The sequence below is a fragment of the Sphingomonas kaistensis genome (genome assembly GCF_011927725.1).
GTDB lineage: Bacteria > Pseudomonadota > Alphaproteobacteria > Sphingomonadales > Sphingomonadaceae > Sphingomicrobium > Sphingomicrobium kaistense.
Window position 1 is genome coordinate 2,438,944 of sequence record NZ_JAATJC010000001.1, and the last position, 16,547, is coordinate 2,455,490.

The 16,547-nt window shown below is 66.8% G+C and carries 10 protein-coding genes and 1 riboswitch; of the genes, 4 read left to right on the forward strand and 6 right to left on the reverse strand.

Features of this window, described 5'->3' with window-relative positions; all coding sequences use genetic code 11:
* Nucleotides 1-38 precede the first annotated feature (38 nt).
* Nucleotides 39-4,649 (forward strand): Calx-beta domain-containing protein, encoded by a 4,611-nt coding sequence (locus GGQ97_RS12090; protein WP_168069898.1) that lies wholly within the window; start codon nt 39-41, stop codon nt 4,647-4,649.
* A 58-nt stretch (nt 4,650-4,707) separates the two neighbouring features.
* Here GGQ97_RS12090 and GGQ97_RS12095 read toward each other — a convergent pair whose 3' ends face one another.
* The 5 genes from GGQ97_RS12095 to GGQ97_RS12115 all read right to left on the reverse strand — a co-directional run bounded on the left by GGQ97_RS12095 (nt 4,708) and on the right by GGQ97_RS12115 (nt 10,998).
* The gene (locus tag GGQ97_RS12095; RefSeq protein ID WP_168069900.1) at nt 4,708-5,826 is read right to left on the reverse strand and encodes an EAL domain-containing protein; all 1,119 of its coding nucleotides are present in this window, start codon (nt 5,824-5,826) and stop codon (nt 4,708-4,710) included.
* Nucleotides 5,823-8,141: a sensor histidine kinase gene (locus GGQ97_RS12100; RefSeq protein ID WP_168069902.1), complete on the reverse strand. Its 2,319-nt coding sequence runs from the start codon at nt 8,139-8,141 to the stop codon at nt 5,823-5,825. The genes GGQ97_RS12095 and GGQ97_RS12100 overlap by 4 nt, the downstream gene beginning before the upstream one ends.
* Nucleotides 8,138-8,506 (reverse strand): response regulator, encoded by a 369-nt coding sequence (locus tag GGQ97_RS12105; RefSeq protein ID WP_168069904.1) that lies wholly within the window; start codon nt 8,504-8,506, stop codon nt 8,138-8,140. The genes GGQ97_RS12100 and GGQ97_RS12105 overlap by 4 nt, the downstream gene beginning before the upstream one ends.
* 204 nt (nt 8,507-8,710) lie before the next feature.
* A complete protein-coding gene (locus GGQ97_RS12110; RefSeq protein ID WP_168069906.1) occupies nt 8,711-9,280 on the reverse strand; it encodes a prephenate dehydratase domain-containing protein in 570 nt (189 codons plus the stop codon).
* The gene (locus tag GGQ97_RS12115) at nt 9,277-10,998 is read right to left on the reverse strand and encodes a 3-deoxy-7-phosphoheptulonate synthase (protein WP_168069908.1); all 1,722 of its coding nucleotides are present in this window, start codon (nt 10,996-10,998) and stop codon (nt 9,277-9,279) included. The genes GGQ97_RS12110 and GGQ97_RS12115 overlap by 4 nt, the downstream gene beginning before the upstream one ends.
* Nucleotides 10,999-11,335: 337 nt before the next feature.
* Nucleotides 11,336-11,457, forward strand: a riboswitch (SAM riboswitch).
* Nucleotides 11,458-11,533: 76 nt separating this feature from the next.
* Between GGQ97_RS12115 and metX the strand changes: the two genes are divergently transcribed.
* Nucleotides 11,534-12,508 (forward strand): homoserine O-succinyltransferase MetX, encoded by a 975-nt coding sequence (gene metX, locus GGQ97_RS12120; protein ID WP_168069910.1) that lies wholly within the window; start codon nt 11,534-11,536, stop codon nt 12,506-12,508.
* Complete coding sequence (gene metB, locus GGQ97_RS12125; RefSeq protein ID WP_168069912.1) at nt 12,501-13,688, forward strand: cystathionine gamma-synthase; 1,188 nt, start codon at nt 12,501-12,503, stop codon at nt 13,686-13,688. Before metX ends, metB begins: the two co-directional genes overlap by 8 nt.
* Here metB and GGQ97_RS12130 read toward each other — a convergent pair.
* On the reverse strand, nt 13,674-14,387 hold the full coding sequence (locus GGQ97_RS12130) for a GntR family transcriptional regulator (RefSeq protein WP_168069913.1): 714 nt from the start codon (nt 14,385-14,387) through the stop codon (nt 13,674-13,676). The genes metB and GGQ97_RS12130 overlap by 15 nt on opposite strands.
* 401 nt (nt 14,388-14,788) lie before the next feature.
* Here GGQ97_RS12130 and GGQ97_RS12135 point away from each other — a divergent pair, with 401 nt between their 5' ends.
* Nucleotides 14,789-16,543, forward strand: a complete 1,755-nt coding sequence (locus tag GGQ97_RS12135; RefSeq protein ID WP_168069915.1) for a homoserine dehydrogenase — start codon at nt 14,789-14,791, stop codon at nt 16,541-16,543.
* Nucleotides 16,544-16,547: the final 4 nt, after the last annotated feature.

The following is a 16,547-nucleotide window of genomic DNA, read 5'->3' on the forward strand; positions in this document are numbered from 1 at the left end:
GAACGGACCGGCTGGCTTGCGTTCAAGGGGAAACATGCGTGGCCAAGACCTACTTCAGCCTGAAGACCGGCACCTTCGTCCAGGACTGGAGCGACACCGGCCTCATCACGCAGAATGACGATTGGTCGAACGTCCCCAGCATCGTCGGTTACCTAGGCGACGGAATGATCGGCGGCTCGACCGGCGTGAACCCGGGCACGGTCACCGGCGACAGCGTCAGCGCCGACGTGATCGCCAACCTGACCGCGGCCACCAACACCAGCGGCGGCGTGGGCGAATTCCAGCTCGCCAATCCGACGGTCGCGCTGCAGGGCTCCGGCACCGCCGGCGCGCCCTATCTCGCTCTCTACATGGACTCGACCGGGCGCGAGAACATCGTGCTCAAGTTCAATGCCCGCGACATCGACGGAACCGGCGACAATGCGGTGCAGCCGATCGCCGTCCAGTATCGCATCGGCGACAGCGGCGTCTGGATCAATCTACCCGCCGGCTCGATCAGCGACGCCTCGACCGGGCCGAGCCTTGCCACGCTGGTCACGCCGATCACCGTTGCCCTGCCGACCGAGGCGAACAACCAGGCCCAGCTGCAGATCCGCATCATCACCACCAACGCCGCCAACAGTGATGAGTGGATCGGGATCGACGACATCTCGGTCAGCAGCACGGAAGTCGCGGGGTTGTCGCCCGGCATCCTGTCGATCGGCGATGCAAACCTTGGCGAAGGTGATGCGGGCGCCGCCGACATGCTGTTCACCGTTACCCGCACCGGTGGCAGCGACGGCGCGGTCTCGGCCGGCTGGAGCGTGTCGCTCGACGGAAGCGCCAACGCCGCCGACCTCGGCACCACCCTGTCCGGCACCGTCAGCTTTGCCGCTGGCCAGACCAGCGCGGTGATCCGCGTGCCCGTCGTCGGCGATCTGGTCACCGAGACCAACGAAACCTTCTCGGTGCGTCTGTCCGCACCGACAGGCGGCGCATCACTCGGTGACGGCGTGGGCATCGGCACCATCACCAACGACGACCTGCCGCCGCCCGCGAACGTCTTCATCAACGAGATCAATTACGATCCGGCCGGGACTGACACCGGCGAGTTCATCGAGGTCGCGGGCGTCGCCGGGACCGACCTCACCGGCTGGTCGCTGGTGCTCTACAACGGCAATGGCGGCGGCGTGTACGGCACGGTGAACCTGTCGGGCACCCTTTCCGACACCGCCAATGGCTTCGGCTTCCGCTCGGTCACCACCGCCTCAAACGGCATCCAGAACGGCTCCCCTGACGCCATCGCACTGGTCGATCCGTTCGGCCGGGTGATCCAGTTCCTCAGCTACGAAGGCACGATGACCGCGGTAGGCGGTCCGGCGGCTGGCCTCACCGCGACCGACATCGGCGTGTTCCAGGACCAGGCGGCGGTCGGCACCAGCCTCCAGCTGCAGGGAACCGGGTCGAGCTACGGCGACTTCACCTGGGGCTTCGACATCGCCTCCACCAGCGGCGGGGCAAATGCCGGGCAGAGCTTCCTGTCCGGGACCGACCAGGGCCAGATCCGGATCAGTGACGCCGCCGTGGTCGAAGGCAATAGCGGCACCACCGCCATCACCTTCACCGTGACGCGCGCCGGCGGTTTCGCAAGCGAGGCAAGCGTCGGCTACACCCTCGACTTCGGAACCTCGGCCTCGGCCGACGACCTCGCCCCGGGCACGCCCGCCAGCGGCACCGTCACCTTCGCCGCCAACGAATTCACCAAGACCATCACCCTGCAGGTGCAGGGCGATACCGCCGGAGAGGGCAACGAGGGTTTCCTCGTCCGTCTCGGCAGCGTCACCGGCAATGCGGCGGTGGTAGACGGCAGCGGGCTCGGCATCATCCTCAACGACGATCCGGTCGCCCGCACGATCATGGCGATCCAGGGTGAGGGCCACGCCTCCGCCTTCGTCGACCAGCCGATCATCACCACCGGCATCGTCACCGCGGTCGACAGCATCGGCTTTTATCTTCAGGACCCGAACGGCGACGGCAATGCGCGCACTTCCGACGCCATCTTCATCAAGACCGCCGCGGCCCCGACCGTGAAGGTCGGCGACGCGGTCGAGCTTACCGGCGTCGTGAACGAGTATAAGCCAAGCGAACTGGGCCTGTCGGTGACGCAGGTCACCGCCTCGTCGATCACCGTCCTGTCGAGCGGCAACGCCCTGCCCGCCGCGATCCTGATCGGGGCGAATGGCCTGCTTCCGCCGACCGAGAGCATCGACAGCGACGGCCTCACCGTCTTCAATCCCGAAACCGACGGCATCGATTTCTGGGAAACGCTGGAAGGGATGCGGGTCACCATCGACAGCCCGATCGCCGTCGCCAACAGCAACGGGTTCGGCGAAACCGACATCGTCGCGTCGGCGGGCTTCGGCGCCACGGGCATCAACGAGCGTGGCGGGATCACCATCAGCGATGGCGACTACAACCCCGAAAAGATCCAGCTCGACGACCGTCTGGCCTTGCAGCCGACCCTCAGCACCGGCGACATCCTTGCACCGGTCACGGGCGTCATCAATTACAGCTTCGAACGGTACGAATTGCTTGCGACCGAGCAGGCGGTGATCACCACCGACCGCACCCTTGGCGACAACAACACGGTGCTGAAGGGCGACGCCAATTACGTCAGCATCGCCACCTACAACCTCGAAAACCTCGATCCGTCGGACGGCAAGTACGACATCCTTGCAAGCGACATCGTGTACAGCCTCAAGGCCCCTGACATCATCGGCGTCCAGGAAGTCCAGGATGCCGATGGTGCGGGCAGCGGATCCAACCTTTCGGGCGCGAGCAATGTCCAGGGGCTGATCGACTCGATCAGGGCGATCAGCGGCCTGGTCTACACCTACGTCGAGATCGCTCCGGCGACCGCCAACTCGACCGGCGGCGAGCCCGGCGGCAACATCCGCAACGGCTACCTGTACCTGTCCGAGCGCGTCTCGCTGGTCGAAGGCAGCCTCGGCCTGATCGACGACCCCGCCTTCGCCGGCTCGCGAAAGCCCTTGGTCGCGACCTGGTACTTTAACAACCAGGAATTCAGCACCATCAACGTGCACTTCACCTCGCGTCTTGGCTCCGATCCGCTGTGGGGCGATGCCCAGCCGCCGCGTGATGGCGGTGACGCATCGCGCACGGCTCAGGCCGCTGCGGTCGGCGAATATGTCTTCGACATCCTCGATGAAGACGCCTCGCAGCAGTTCGTCCTGCTCGGCGACTGGAACGGCTTCTATTTCGAGGAGGCGCAGACCCAGCTCACGAACGGCGGCGTGTTCACCAACCTGTCGACGCTGCTGCCCGAAGCGGAGCGTTACTCCTACCTGTTCGACGGCAATTCGCAGCTGATCGACAATATGCTGGTGACCGGCGGGCTACTGCCGGGTGTGCGTTACGACGCGGTCCACATCAACGCCGAATTCACCGGCTCGCGGCCGACCGACCATGACCCGCAGCTTGCCCTTCTGCGCGTCGCGATCACCCCGCACGACGTGGTCATCGATGACGGCCTGGTCGACGAAAACCTCCCTGCAGGCACCATCGTCGGCACCTTGTCGGCGACCGACACCGCCGGCGACACGCTGACCTACACCTTGCTCGACAATGCAGGCGGACGCTTCGTCGTCGACTCCGCGACCGGCATCGTCCGGACCGCAGTGGCGCTCGATTACGAGACTGCGACCAGCTTCACGCTGAAGGTGCAGGTCACCGACGCCGCGGGGCTCAGCAGCTCGAACGACGTGGTCATCTCCGTCGGCAACGTCAACGAAGCGCCGGTCGCAGCGAACGACGCCATCTCGGTCAACGAAGATGCGACCACCGCCAATCTGTGGAACCTGCTGCTGGGCAACGACCGCGACTCCGATGCCGGCGATGCCCTGTCCATCACCGCCGTCAGCGGCATCGGGACGCTCGGCAGCCTGGTGTTCGACGCTGCGACGCAGAGCCTTCGCTACGTCGCCGACAATGACGCGTTCGACGCCCTTGCGCCGGGCGCCACGGCGACCGACCGCTTCACCTACACCGTGACCGACAGCGGCGGCCTGACCAGCACCGCGACCGTCGCGGTGACGGTCACCGGCATTGCCGACGGGATCATCCTCAACGGCGGCAACGGCGACGATGTCGTGAACGGCACCGGTGGCGAGGATCGCCTGTCGGGCGGCAACGGCATGGATCGCCTGTTCGGGCTCGACGGCCATGACCGCCTCGAGGGTGGGAATGGCAACGATCAGCTGTTCGGGGGCCGCGGCAACGACCTCCTGATCGGCGGTCAGGGCGACGATCTGCTGGAAGGCGGCGCGGGACGCGATTCCTTCGTCGTCGCTGCGCGCGGCGGCAACGACGTCATCCGTGACTTCGACATCGCCAACGACAGCTTGTTGTTCGACGGCACGGCCATCCGCTCCAGCCAGGTCGGCGACACCAATGGCGACGGAATCGCCGATCTGCGGATCAACCTGACCGCAGGCGGGTCGGTGACGCTGCTTGGCCTGTCGTCGCTGTCCGGGGTCAAGACCGGTGACTATGTCGAAGGTTCGGCCTCGCAGGCTTATCGTTACGACGGCGCCGAGACGGTCGCCGTTCGCCATGACTTCGGAATCGGAGAAGCCTGGCAATTCGCCTGAAACTGCAGCCGGCGGGCCGTCCCCCAAATCGGGTGGCGGCACGCCGGCTGGCTGCCGGTCATGAAAGCGGCGCCGCCTTGCCCCACAGGAAGCCCTGCCCCAGGTCGGCGCCAAGCGCTGTGGCGAATTCCTGCTGCGCGTCTGATTCAATCCCTTCGATAGTGGTCAGGATGCCCTGCGCGCGGCAGTAGCCGATCACCTCGCGGAGCATCTGCATCGCCGCACCGCCCTGCAGCACGCTCCAGAAGAAATCCTTGTCGATCTTCAACTCGGTGAAGGGAAGCTGCATCAGCAGTTCGAACCCGGCATTGCCTCTTCCGAAATCGTCGACGGCGAAATTGTAGCCGAGCATCGTAAGCTGGCTCGCCGCGCGGGACAGCGACTGCAACCCCGCAAGCGTCGGATGCTCGGTCAGCTCCACGGTGAGACACGACCGATCGATCCCGGCGGCCGATACCTCTCCTTCCAGCAGTGTAAGGAAGTCTGGATGGCAAAGGATTTCCGCCCGGCAATTGAAGGCGATGGTCATCGGCTGGTGCTCGAAGCGCCGGATCGCGGCGACGCTTTGCTGGATCACACGGCCGGTGATGGCGAGGGTAGTGTCGATCGGAACAAGGTCTCCGAACAGTAGATCGGGTGAGATGGACGAACCGTCGCTTGCCCGCGCCAGGGCCTCGAACCCCACCAGCGACTTGGTCGCGAGCGAATGCTTGGGCTGGAAATGCACGGTGGTACGATCGGCCAGGCTTCCCTCGGCAAGGCGTTCCTTGACCCACTCCTCGCCCCGCCGCTCGGGGTCCTGGTAAGTCGCGAACCGCGTTTCCAGCAGTTCGACCAGGCGGCGCGCGGTGTAGGGCTTCTGCAGCGTCCCGACCACCGTTAGCCCGGCGGACTGCGCCGTCATCACGGCTGCATTGATGACCCGCGGTTGCTGACCGCTGGCGATGATCACCCTCGCAACGCTGCGGTCCCGGGCGATTCGGTCGATCGCACCGAAGCCATCGATCTCGGGCATGGCAAGGTCGAGGACGACGATGTTGCTGCGGTCGCGGTCGATCCGCAGATCCCGCACCCGCGGAGTCCAGCACGCCTCATAGCCGCGCTGTGCGAGCGACTGCTGGAGCAGTCTGCCGCTCGATTCGTCGTCCTCCAGGAGATGGACCAGCGGACGCGTCATGGCTGGTGCTCGAGCAAGGGTTCGGCGGAGGCCCTGCAGGGCACGGTGATGGTCAGGATGGCGCCCCCGTCCGGTCCGTTGGCAAGATCCAGTCGCCCGCCAGCCTCGATCATGATCTGCCGGCAGATGTACAGGCCGAGGCCGGTGCCGCGGTGCGGTCCCTTGGTCGTGAAGAAAGCCTCAAAGGCCTTGCTGCTGGCATCGCCGGAAAGGCCGGTACCGTTGTCGGCGATGGTGATCTCCACCAGATCGTCGACCGCGCGAAGTCCGATGGTGATCCGTCCCGGGGTGCGATCGCCTCCCTGTCGCCGGGTCAGGATCGAATCATGCGCGTTCTGCAGCGCGTTGACGACGATCTGCTCGAGCCCGACCCGCGCCATCGAAACCTGCAGCGACCGATCCTGATCGCAGGCGATGGAGAGCGTCATCTCGTCGGCGACCAGGATCGGACGGACGAAGCTTGCCGAGGCGGTCACCGCCTCCATCGGATCGAACAGCTCCCCTTCGGGCGTTTCGAGCCTGGCATAATGGCCGACCTGGTCGATGATCGAGCGGGCGCGATCGACCTGCTCGCCAATCCGTCCCAGCTTTTTGACGATGGGCTGGAGGCTTTCGTCACCACTCGCCTCGACGTGAAACAACGCGTTTTCCGCGGCGAGCGCGATCGTGAAGAGAGGCTGCTTGATCTCGTGACTGAGCGCCGAGGCCATGCCGCCGAGGTCCATCAGGCGTCCCTGGTGCAACATTCGGTCCTGCTGGATCTTGGACTGGCGCAGCCGCAGCATGCAGCCGGCTTTCCAGCGCGCGTGGCGGTCGGGATTGCGTGCGATCAGCATATGCCATTCGGTCGCCGACCCGCCGGCCGGCCTGAATTCCACCACCGCCTCGGACCTGCCGGCCGCGGTGACGAGCTCCTGCCGATCACCTTCGTGGATGAGGATGCGGTGGCGTTCCCGGCGCGTGCTGTCGAGAACATCGAAGACCAATTCTCCCCTCGCCTGATCGAAGTAGATGTCCGCGACGAGCGTGAGGTCGATGGCGCTCTTCAGTTCGCCGACGGCAAGGGCGAGCTGCTCGCGCTCACGGGCCAGTGCGACATAGGCGTTGTTCTCGTGGACGAAGGCATCGATCGCGGGCTGGAAATCCTTGAGCGGCACGGGCGGCGGAGCGATCAGTCCGGGGGTGCCGAAGTCGCGGACCACTTCGAACCAGCTGATCATCGTCTTGTGGGTCAGGCGCCGAAGCCACTGGCAACTGAGGATGCCGAGTGCCGCCAATGCAATCACCGCGAGCAGCTGGGTGAGCAGGGTCTGGTAGGCCTTCAGGACCAGGGGGCGGATCGACGCCGCATACGCGAGGCGGTGGTCGTCCCCGCCAAGCTCCCCGATCCGGCAGGCATTGACCCAATAGGCAAAGGTGCCACGGTCGTTGGGCCCCGTGACCTGCCGCCCATCGTCGAACGTTGTGCAACCCAGTTCACGGCCAATTGCCGCAGTGTCGCCAAGCATTGACCGGTTGGGCGCCAGGATGACTCGCACCGGTCCCATGAAGGTCTGGACCAGATGTTCGCCGCGGACGCGATGCACGGCGGCGTGATCTTCGTCCGTGATTTTCAGCACCTGCAGGTCGACGTCCCGGATCGCGGCGTCGAACCGCACGCTGAAGTTGCCGACTTCGACCACGAACAGGGCCATGCAACCCACGACCGCGAAGAACATGGTAGAGGTGGTGACCGCCGCCGGCAGCCAGACGCAGCGACGGCGGACCAGTGCAATCCGCCGCTTGTCGACCTGCAGCAGGAGCCTGAAGCAATCGATCATTGCGGCGAACAGGACGTCGTTGAGGATCTTCCGAAGGACCAGCAATGTCGCGAGCGCCGGCGGGACCTCGTAATTCCAGATGATCAGCGCGTAGCCGGCGACGGCCGCGACGGTCGTCCCGTAGATCAGCGAGCCGATGCTGTAGGAAGCCTGTCGCTTACCGATCCAGTGAAGGAACAGCACGTGCCCGACCCCGAGCAGGACGGAGATTGGGTGACCCCACCAGAAATAGGTCGGAGCCATGGTCACGATCGCCATCGCGACCCCGGCCCGCACCCCGAACAGCCAGTAAGCGAACAGGTAGAACAATGGACCGAGGTAGAGTTCCAGGCCGGGGGCCATCACCACCCGCTGGCTGGAGACGGCAAGCCCGACGACCCCGAGCAGGACGAGAAGGAGCTTCGCGAACAGGCGGCGCCGCTTGCGCAGTCGCCGGCGCTCGCGGAAGTGCGATACGGGCTCGAGAAATCTGTCGTGCGGAATGGCGGCGGTCATTCGCCCGGATCTCCGGCGACCAGGCTCAGCAGCGTCTTCGGACCGACCGGTTTGCCGATCACGCAGGCGCCGCCCTGCGCAAGCTCCTGCAACGCAGCGTCGGTGAGGTCGGTCTGCCCCGTCATCAGGTAGAAGCGACAGGTCCGGTGGGAGTCGAATTCGCTGGCGCGGCAACTCCTCAACAGGTCGAGCCCACTTGGCCCAGGCATTCTGAAATCGCTGATGATGGTCGCAACGAACGTGCCCCGGCCGAGAAATTCCAGCGCCTGGGGCACACAATGCGCTCCGTGCGCGCGATGGCCGAACGCGGTCAGAAGCTCGCAAAGCTCCTCGACGATCTCGATCTCGTCATCGACGACGAGCACACTTCCTCCTGCCATGCGCTTCCCGTTCCTGTCGGACGGCGGCCGCACCGCTACCCCTCTTATTTGTAGAGGATTGCCGGGCGCTTCGGTCTTTTCCGCACCAAGCGCGCACGGATTGGGACGCTGCGACGGTGCCGCGTTGCCCGGGTCCTTTCCCTAGCGAGACAATGACGCGGACAGGGTCACGCCAAAGGCAATATCACTTCAGGCGAACTGGTCCCGCCGCTCGACGATGGCGAAGCGGGTGACGTTTTCGGCCTCGCCTTGCAGGTCGCGCGAAAGCAGTTGCAGTCCATGCAGGACAGCCGCCGCCTCGGACGCGATGGCGGCATGGGTCGGGTCGTTCGAAGCCGCCACCTGTCGCGCCGCTTCGGACGTGCTCGTGGTCGGCGCCACCGTCCAGTTGCGTTCGCCGAGATAGGCTTCGCATTGCACCAGCGCAGCCGGGTGGCTCGAAACCCGGCGGACCGCGTCGACGGTCGATCCGCTGCATCCAAGAAGGTGCAGGCGCACGCCCAGAACTTCCTCCCCGACCACGCGCAATTCGGGATGGGCGAGCAACTGCCGCACGGTTGCGATGGGCCCGACCCTGCTGTTCGACACGGGAAGCAACGCAAGGTCGGCGGATCCCTGGCACACGGCGCGCGCAACCGAGGCGAAATCGCGGAGCGGCATCAGCTGGTGGGCCGGGACGAAGCGGCGGCAGGCTTCTTCCGAGAAACTGCCATGGCCGCCAAGATAAGCGACGATGCGGGCGGAAGCGGCGGCGGTCACGGGCGGCACTCCACGGCGGCTGCGTAGGCGGCGACCACCCGCAGTGCCTGTTCGGCATTCAGGCGCGGATCGCACAGGCTTTCGAAGGGCCGATCGGCGGTCGCCTCGTCTAGCCGTTCGACGCATTCGAGCACCGGCTGCGGCGTGACCTCGAGGTGAAGGCCTCCCGCAACGACACCGCTGCGATGCGCGATGCGGACGAATGCCTCGGTCTCTGCAATGATCTCGGGCACGAGGCGAAGCTTGGTGCCGTTTGCCGAACGGTTGTTGCCATGCATCGGATCGCACACCCACAGCACCGGGCGACCACTGGCCCTGACCGCCGCCATCAGCGACGGAAGGCGTTGCTCCACCTGTCCGGCGCCAAGGCGCGACACCAGGGTGATGCGACCGGGCGTCGCGTCCGGATCGAGGCGATCGAGCAGCGCGGTGAGTTGCTCCGCTTCGAGCGTCGGACCGCACTTGATCCCGATCGGGTTGGCGATACCCCGCAGATATTCGACATGCGCGCCCGCCACGTCGCGGGTCCGCTCGCCCAGCCACAGGCTGTGCGCGCTCGTGGCCCAGCTCCGTCCCTTCGACGTGCGCGTCAGAGCCGCCTCGTAGTCGAGGAGCAGGGCCTCGTGGCTGGTGTGGATCGACCGGCCGGCCAGCCAGCCCCGCACCCGCTCGCTTTGATCGCGGGCGGTGAGCAGGCGGGACGGGTCGGGCGTGCGGCCATGCGGACAGGCGCTGCGGGAATTGACCGCATCGCCGCGGTAGGCGGGCATGCGCGCCGTCCCCTCGCCTTCCGCCGCCTGCGAGCGGGGCTTGGCATATTGGCCGCCCAGCCTGCCGATCCGGATGGCAGGAAGCCCCAGCCTCTCTTCCAGGTCCGCGCCCAGCCGATCGACCAGCGCGACCATGGCGTGAACATCTTGCGCCGCCGCATCCATCCGCTCGGCGCAATCGCCGGCCTGGAGCACCACCGCACGGCCCCCCTGCGCATCGGCGACGAGCGCCTGCAGCCCGGCAACCTCTTCCAGCGGGACGATGCCGCTACTGTCCGCGAGATGCTGCACCGCTTCGCGCGCCAGTCGCGGTTCCGGATAGGCCGGAAGCTGCTGATGCACCTTGCCCTGCCAGCTGCCCGGGCTCCAACCATCTCGCGCATGGTCGTCGCTGCCGAGCCGACCAAGTTCGAGCGCCCAGGGATGCTCGACACATCCGGTCGCATGCTGGGCGATCAGCTCCAGTCCCTGTCGGAGCCCGTCGCTCGCTTGGTCGGCTGCGACCAGGAGCACCGCTTCGCCGCGCTCCGCCGCCTCGAGCGCCTTTCCCTGGTCGTCGAGCCATTCCACCGGGACGCCCGAGTAGCGCGCCGAGGCGAGGGAAAGCAGCGCGGCGCGCGCCGTCGCAGGACCTGACACGAGCACGCGATAGGCCCGCTGGTGGTGCGCGCTCAGCGACAGGATCGAGCGCCAGATGTGTGCCACATCGGCTTCCGGAACGTGGATCGCACGTGCGGACAGTCGTTCGAGGATGGCGGCCTCGCGCGCTGGGCGCACCGCCAGCACCTGCTCGGCGTCGCGGTGCTTGGCCCAGGCGACCTTCTTCACCACCGCATAGCGCTGTTCGAGCAGGTCGAGGATCTGGTCGTCGATCCAGTCGATATCCTTCCGCAGCACGTCGAGGACGGGCGGAATGGGACTGATGATATTCTGTGATTTGGGATTCATTGTCTTGCCTCGCCGCGCTTGTTCCGCGGGGGAGGCAAGCGCTCAGATCAGGTGTTGAACAGCATCTCCGGCACCCCGCAGGAATGCCGGCCTGTAAAGTTCACCATGACCCGGTATCGAAGCATGTTGCTCGTGTTAGTCCCTTGGCAGCTCCGAAATGTCTGCCGTTTTCGTAAGCTGCCTTGTTTCCGGAACGAGCGCAAGGGGACAAATTCACGCTCGCGGTTCGCCTCGCCTCACGCTTCCGAGGAGGTCGGACGGCCTCGAACGCACCCGTTGCGGACGCGATGACGGGATCCCGTCTTGACTCGGCGGCGGTCGCTGGGCGATGAGCGCCTTTCCATCGAGACCGGCTGAGGGACAGGCCCGAAGAAGCCGGGGCAACCGGAGGCGGACATCACGTCCGGCTCAACGGTGCCAAGTCCTGCGGGGGCCTTCGGGCTTACCGGCAGATGGTCCGGATCGCTCCGATGCGCGGAGCTTTCAGCCCATTGGCCGCCGTTCGGACCCTCGTGGACGAGGGAGAAACGGCCACGTGAGCGCAGCAAGTCTGAGAATCATCCGCGAGGAGCCGCAAGGCTTCGGCGACTGTCGGATCATCTTGCCTTTCGTCCATGGCCCACCGGCGCCGGTCGCGGTCCGCTTCGAGCTTGCCGGCGACGAGCAGGCCCCGTTGCTGATCCTCGCCGGAGGCATTTCGGCCGACGCCCACGTGATCGCCAGCGACACCCTTCCCCACCCCGGCTGGTGGGAAGCCCAGGCCGGTCCCCTCGGTCGCTTCCGCCGGCTGGCGATCGACTGGGTCGGGGCAGACGGTTCGCTCGACCGCCCGATCCACCCCGCCGACCAGGCCCGCGCCCTCCTGTTGATGATGGATAACCTTGGCCTCGACCGGGCCGCCGCCTTCATCGGGGCGAGCTATGGCGCGATGGTCGGCATGCACTTGGCGGCGCTGGCGCCCGAGCGCTGCGGCGCGCTGCTCGCGATCAGTGCCGCGCACCGGTCGCATCCGTTCGTTTCCGCCCAGCGCGCCTTGCAGCGGCAGGCGGTGGAGCTTGGCGAGCGGCTGGGCGACCCGCGTGCCGGCGTGGCGCTGGCCCGCAAGATCGCGATGACCGCCTATCGAACCCCTGTGGAATTCGCCGACCGGTTCGACGAACCCCGCCTGAGCGGCGAGCGCGTGACCTGCGGCGCCGAGCCCTATCTCGATGCGCAGGGCACGCGCCATTCGGGCCGGGTCAGCGCCGCTGCCTATCGGCGGCTATCGGAATCGATCGATCTCCACGCCATCGAGCCCGAGCGGATCACCGTCCCTGCGCTGTTCGCCGCCGCGCTTGACGACTGCCTGATCCCTCATGCCGACATCGCCGAACTCGCCGAACGGGCGCCGCGCGGTCGCTTCGCGGCCCTGCCGACCCGCTTCGGCCACGACAGTTTCCTCAAGGAGCAGGCGCTGATCGCCGCGCTCCTGTCCGATTTCCTCACGACCCTGGAGCACCGCCATGACTGACCGCCACTTCGCGACCACGGCGGTGCGCGCCGGGATCGACTGCGACACCGCTTTCGGTGCGGTCGCCCCGCCGATCGTGCTGTCGTCTAACTTCACCTTTGCCGGCTTCAACGACAAGCGCGCCTACGACTACAGCCGAAGCGGCAATCCTACCCGCGATCAGTTGGCCGAGGCATTGGCCGAGCTGGAAGGCGGGCACGGCGCGGTGGTCACCGCCAGCGGCCTGGCGGCGGAGACACTGGTGCTCCACGCGGTGCTGAAGCCGGGCGACCGCCTGCTGGTCCCGCACGATTGCTATGGCGGAAGCTGGCGGCTGTTCGACGCGCTGTCGCGGCGCGGCCATTTCGAGCTTTCCACCGTCGATTTCACCGATGCGGCGGCGCTCGCAGCGGCACTGGCGCAGAAGCCGGCGCTGGTGTGGATCGAAACGCCGTCCAATCCCCTGCTGCGGATCACCGATCTCCAGGCGACGATCGCCGCCGCGCACCGGGTCGGGGCGCTGACCGTGGTCGACAACACTTTCCTGTCGCCCGCCCTGCAGCGGCCGATCGGCTTCGGGGCCGACATCGTGCTTCATTCGACCACCAAATATATCAACGGGCACAGCGACGTGGTCGGCGGCGCGGTGGTGGCGAAGGACGCGGACGTGCATGGGCATCTGGCCTGGTGGGCCAATGCGCTGGGCCTGACCGGCGCGCCGTTCGACAGCTTCCTGACCCTGCGCGGCCTGAGGACGCTTCCGGCGCGAATCCGCGTCCATCAGGAAAATGCTGAGCGAGTGGTCGAATTGCTGGAGGGGCACCCCGCGGTCGCGGCGGTGCATTATCCCGGGCGTGCCTCCCATCCCGGCCATGCCAACGCCGCCCGCCAGCAGGCCGGCTTCGGTGGGATGATCTCGTTCGAGCTTGCCGGCGGAGAGGAAGCGGTGCGAGCCCTGATCGACGGCCTGCAATTCTTCAGCCTCGCCGAATCGCTCGGCGGGGTGGAAAGCCTGATCGCGCATCCGGCAACCATGACCCATGCGGCGATGAGCGCCGAGGCGCGGCAGCGAGCGGGCATCGGCGCCGGGCTGCTGCGGCTGTCGGTCGGGATCGAGGAAGCGGCCGACCTCCTGGCCGACCTGTCGGACGGGCTGGAGCGAGCGGCGGCGGTGCGGCCGTCCCGCCTACGCTGCGCCTGAGGAGGGCACCTCGTTGAACCGTTCCTCGAGCCCGAGGCTGCGGCGGGCGGCCGCCGAATGACCGCGCATCAGGCTTTCGGCAAAGTCGGCCTGCCCAGCGGCTATGGCGTCGATCATGGCGTGATGCTGATGCTGCGCCGACATCAGGATCGGGAAGATCTCCTCCGCCGGGATGCGGTTGAAGGCCACCACGTCGGGGGCGACGAAAGGAATGGCATAAACCCGCTGGATCATGTCCTGCAGCAGGCTGTCGCCCGCGCCGTTGACGACCAGGTCATGGAATCGCCGGTTCATCGCGGCATAGCGATCCTCATCCTCACGCTCGAGGAAGCCCTTGGTGAAGATGGCGTCGCCGTCGGTCATCGCTTCGCGCAATTGCTCGACCACCGGTGCGCGATCGTCGCGCAGCGCAAGCTTGCGGGCGGCATAGCCTTCCAGCACGCAGCGCAGCTCGGTCGCGGCGTAGCTTTCCTCCTTGGTGAAGGCGCGCACCGCAAAGCCGCGCTTGCCGACCGGTTCCAGCAAGCCTTCGCTTGCAAGCACCGGCAACGCGTTGCGGACGGGCGTGCGCGACACGCCCAGCCGTTCGGCCAGCGCCGCCTCGGCGACCCGCGCGCCCGGTTCCAGCACGCCTTCGACGATCAGCTGCCGGATATGCCGGGCCACGCGGCCGGCCGCGCCATGCCCTTCCACCATCATGTTCGTTTCATTCCCTCGCTCCGATGGGCTTCTTATCGGGGACGCCGCTTGCCGTCCACAGCCACGAGGGATCCCGAACGCAGGGAATTTCCTGCGCTGCTACAAGACCTTAGGCCCAGTTTTCCTCAAAGTCGCCGCGGCGTGGGTTGACAGGATTGTTCTCCACTGACAGTTTTGGGATCCCATGCAAGGCCACCTTCCCCTCGCTTCCGCTGTTGCGCCGTTCGGCGCCGCGGTGTCGTGCGCGGGCCGTGCCACCATCATGATGACCATTATCACCACACTGCACCCGTGGGGCGCGAGCGGCTGACGTTGGTCTGAAAACCAGGTTTCACCCGACCCGCCCTCCGCCCGGAGAGCGGGTTTTTTATTTTCTTTTCCAGCCGAAAGCGATCCCACCCATGGCCCAGCAGCTTCATCTTCAAGCCCAGCATTCGCAGCCAGCCCACGCTCTTTGCGTGCTCAAGTTCGGCAGTTCGGTGGTCCGTGACGAGCGCGATTATCCGCGGGTGGTGCAAGAGATCTACGCCCATGTCCGCGAAGGCGAAAAGGTCGTCGCGGTGGTTTCGGCGCTGGCCGGCGATACCGACGCACTGCTGGGCCAGGCCGAGCGGGTCGGCGGCGAGGCCGCGCCCGGCAATCTGGTTGCGCGGCTGGCCCGCGTCGGGGAATTGCGCTCGGCGGCGTTACTGGCGCTGGCCTTGGCCAAGGTCGGTGTCCGCGCCGCGACCCTCGACCCGCACGAGATGAAACTCGTGGCGGAAGGTCCTGCGCTCGATTCCGACCTCGTCGATCTCGATGCCGCCCACGTGCTTGCCGCGCTGGAGCAACAGGACGTGGTGGTAGTTCCCGGCTTCATCGCCGACCATGAGGAGCATGGGGTGGTAACCCTCGGGCGCGGTGGCACCGACCTCAGCGCGGTCTTCTTCGCCGATCGACTGCAGGCGCACCGGGTCCGGCTGATCAAGGATGTCGATGGGGTGTATGAGGCCGATCCGAGCGAAATGCCGGGCGCGCGCCGCTTCGAGCGGCTGAGCTATGCCGAGGCGGAGGTCGCGAGTGACGGGCTGGTGCAGCCCAAGGCGCTGCGGGTGGCGGCGGACAAGAAAGTGCTGGTCGAAGTCGCCGCGCTCGGCTCGTGCGAGGCGACGGTGATCTGTGATCTCGGCGCAAAGCCATCGGCGCCGCTGCGCAGCGACGCCGTTCGCCTTTCGCTGCTCGGCTGCGGCGCGGTCGGCGGCGGGGTGAAGCAACTGCTCGAAGCTCAGCCCGATGTCTTCGAACTCGGACCGGTGCTGGTGCAGCGGCCACGCTCGTCGCGCCCCGGCGAGTATACCCGCGACCTCGAAGAGGCGCTTGCGGGCGAACCGGAACTGCTGGTCGAACTGATCGGCGGCACCGACTTGGCGGCCGACGCCATGCATCGCGCCCTGTCGCATGGCGCCGAGGTGGTGACCGGCAACAAGGCGGCGCTTGCCCGTCACTGGGACTCGCTCCACGCTTGCGCAGCGCGGCACGGCGGCGGCCTGCATTTTTCCGCGGCGGTCGGTGGCGGCGCCCCGATCCTCGAAACCTTGCGCCGTCTCAACGGTGAAGTGGCGGCGGTCGAGGGGGTGATGAACGGCACCTGCAATTTCCTGCTCAGCCGGCTTGCGGAAGGCTGGGACTTCGACCGCGCGCTTGCGACCGCGCAGGAGCTTGGCTTTGCCGAGGCCGACCCGTCGGGCGACGTCGACGGGCATGATGCCGCCGACAAGCTGTCCATCCTGGTTCGCGAGGCATTCGGCGTCGCGCTTGCGCCCAGCCTCATCCCCAAGCAGTCGCTGCGCGACCTGGCCCTCGGCGCCGCTGCCGAAGCGCATCGCCGCGGCGAGGTGCTGAAGCAGGTCGGCCGCTGTTGGCTCGAACCCGACGGCTCGGCCGCCGCCTCGGTCGAGCTGGTGGCACTGCCTGCCGACCATGCGCTGGCGAACGTCCACAATGAAGAAAATCGCTTTCTTGTCACCGATGCCGGCGGCAAGCTGCATCAGGTGCATGGAAAGGGTGCAGGACGATGGCCGACGGCAACGGCTGTGATGGCCGACGTTCACGACGCCCGGCGCGCGATCCTGCGCAAGGAACCGGCGGTGAGCGGACCGCTGAAGCTGAGCGCCTGATGCC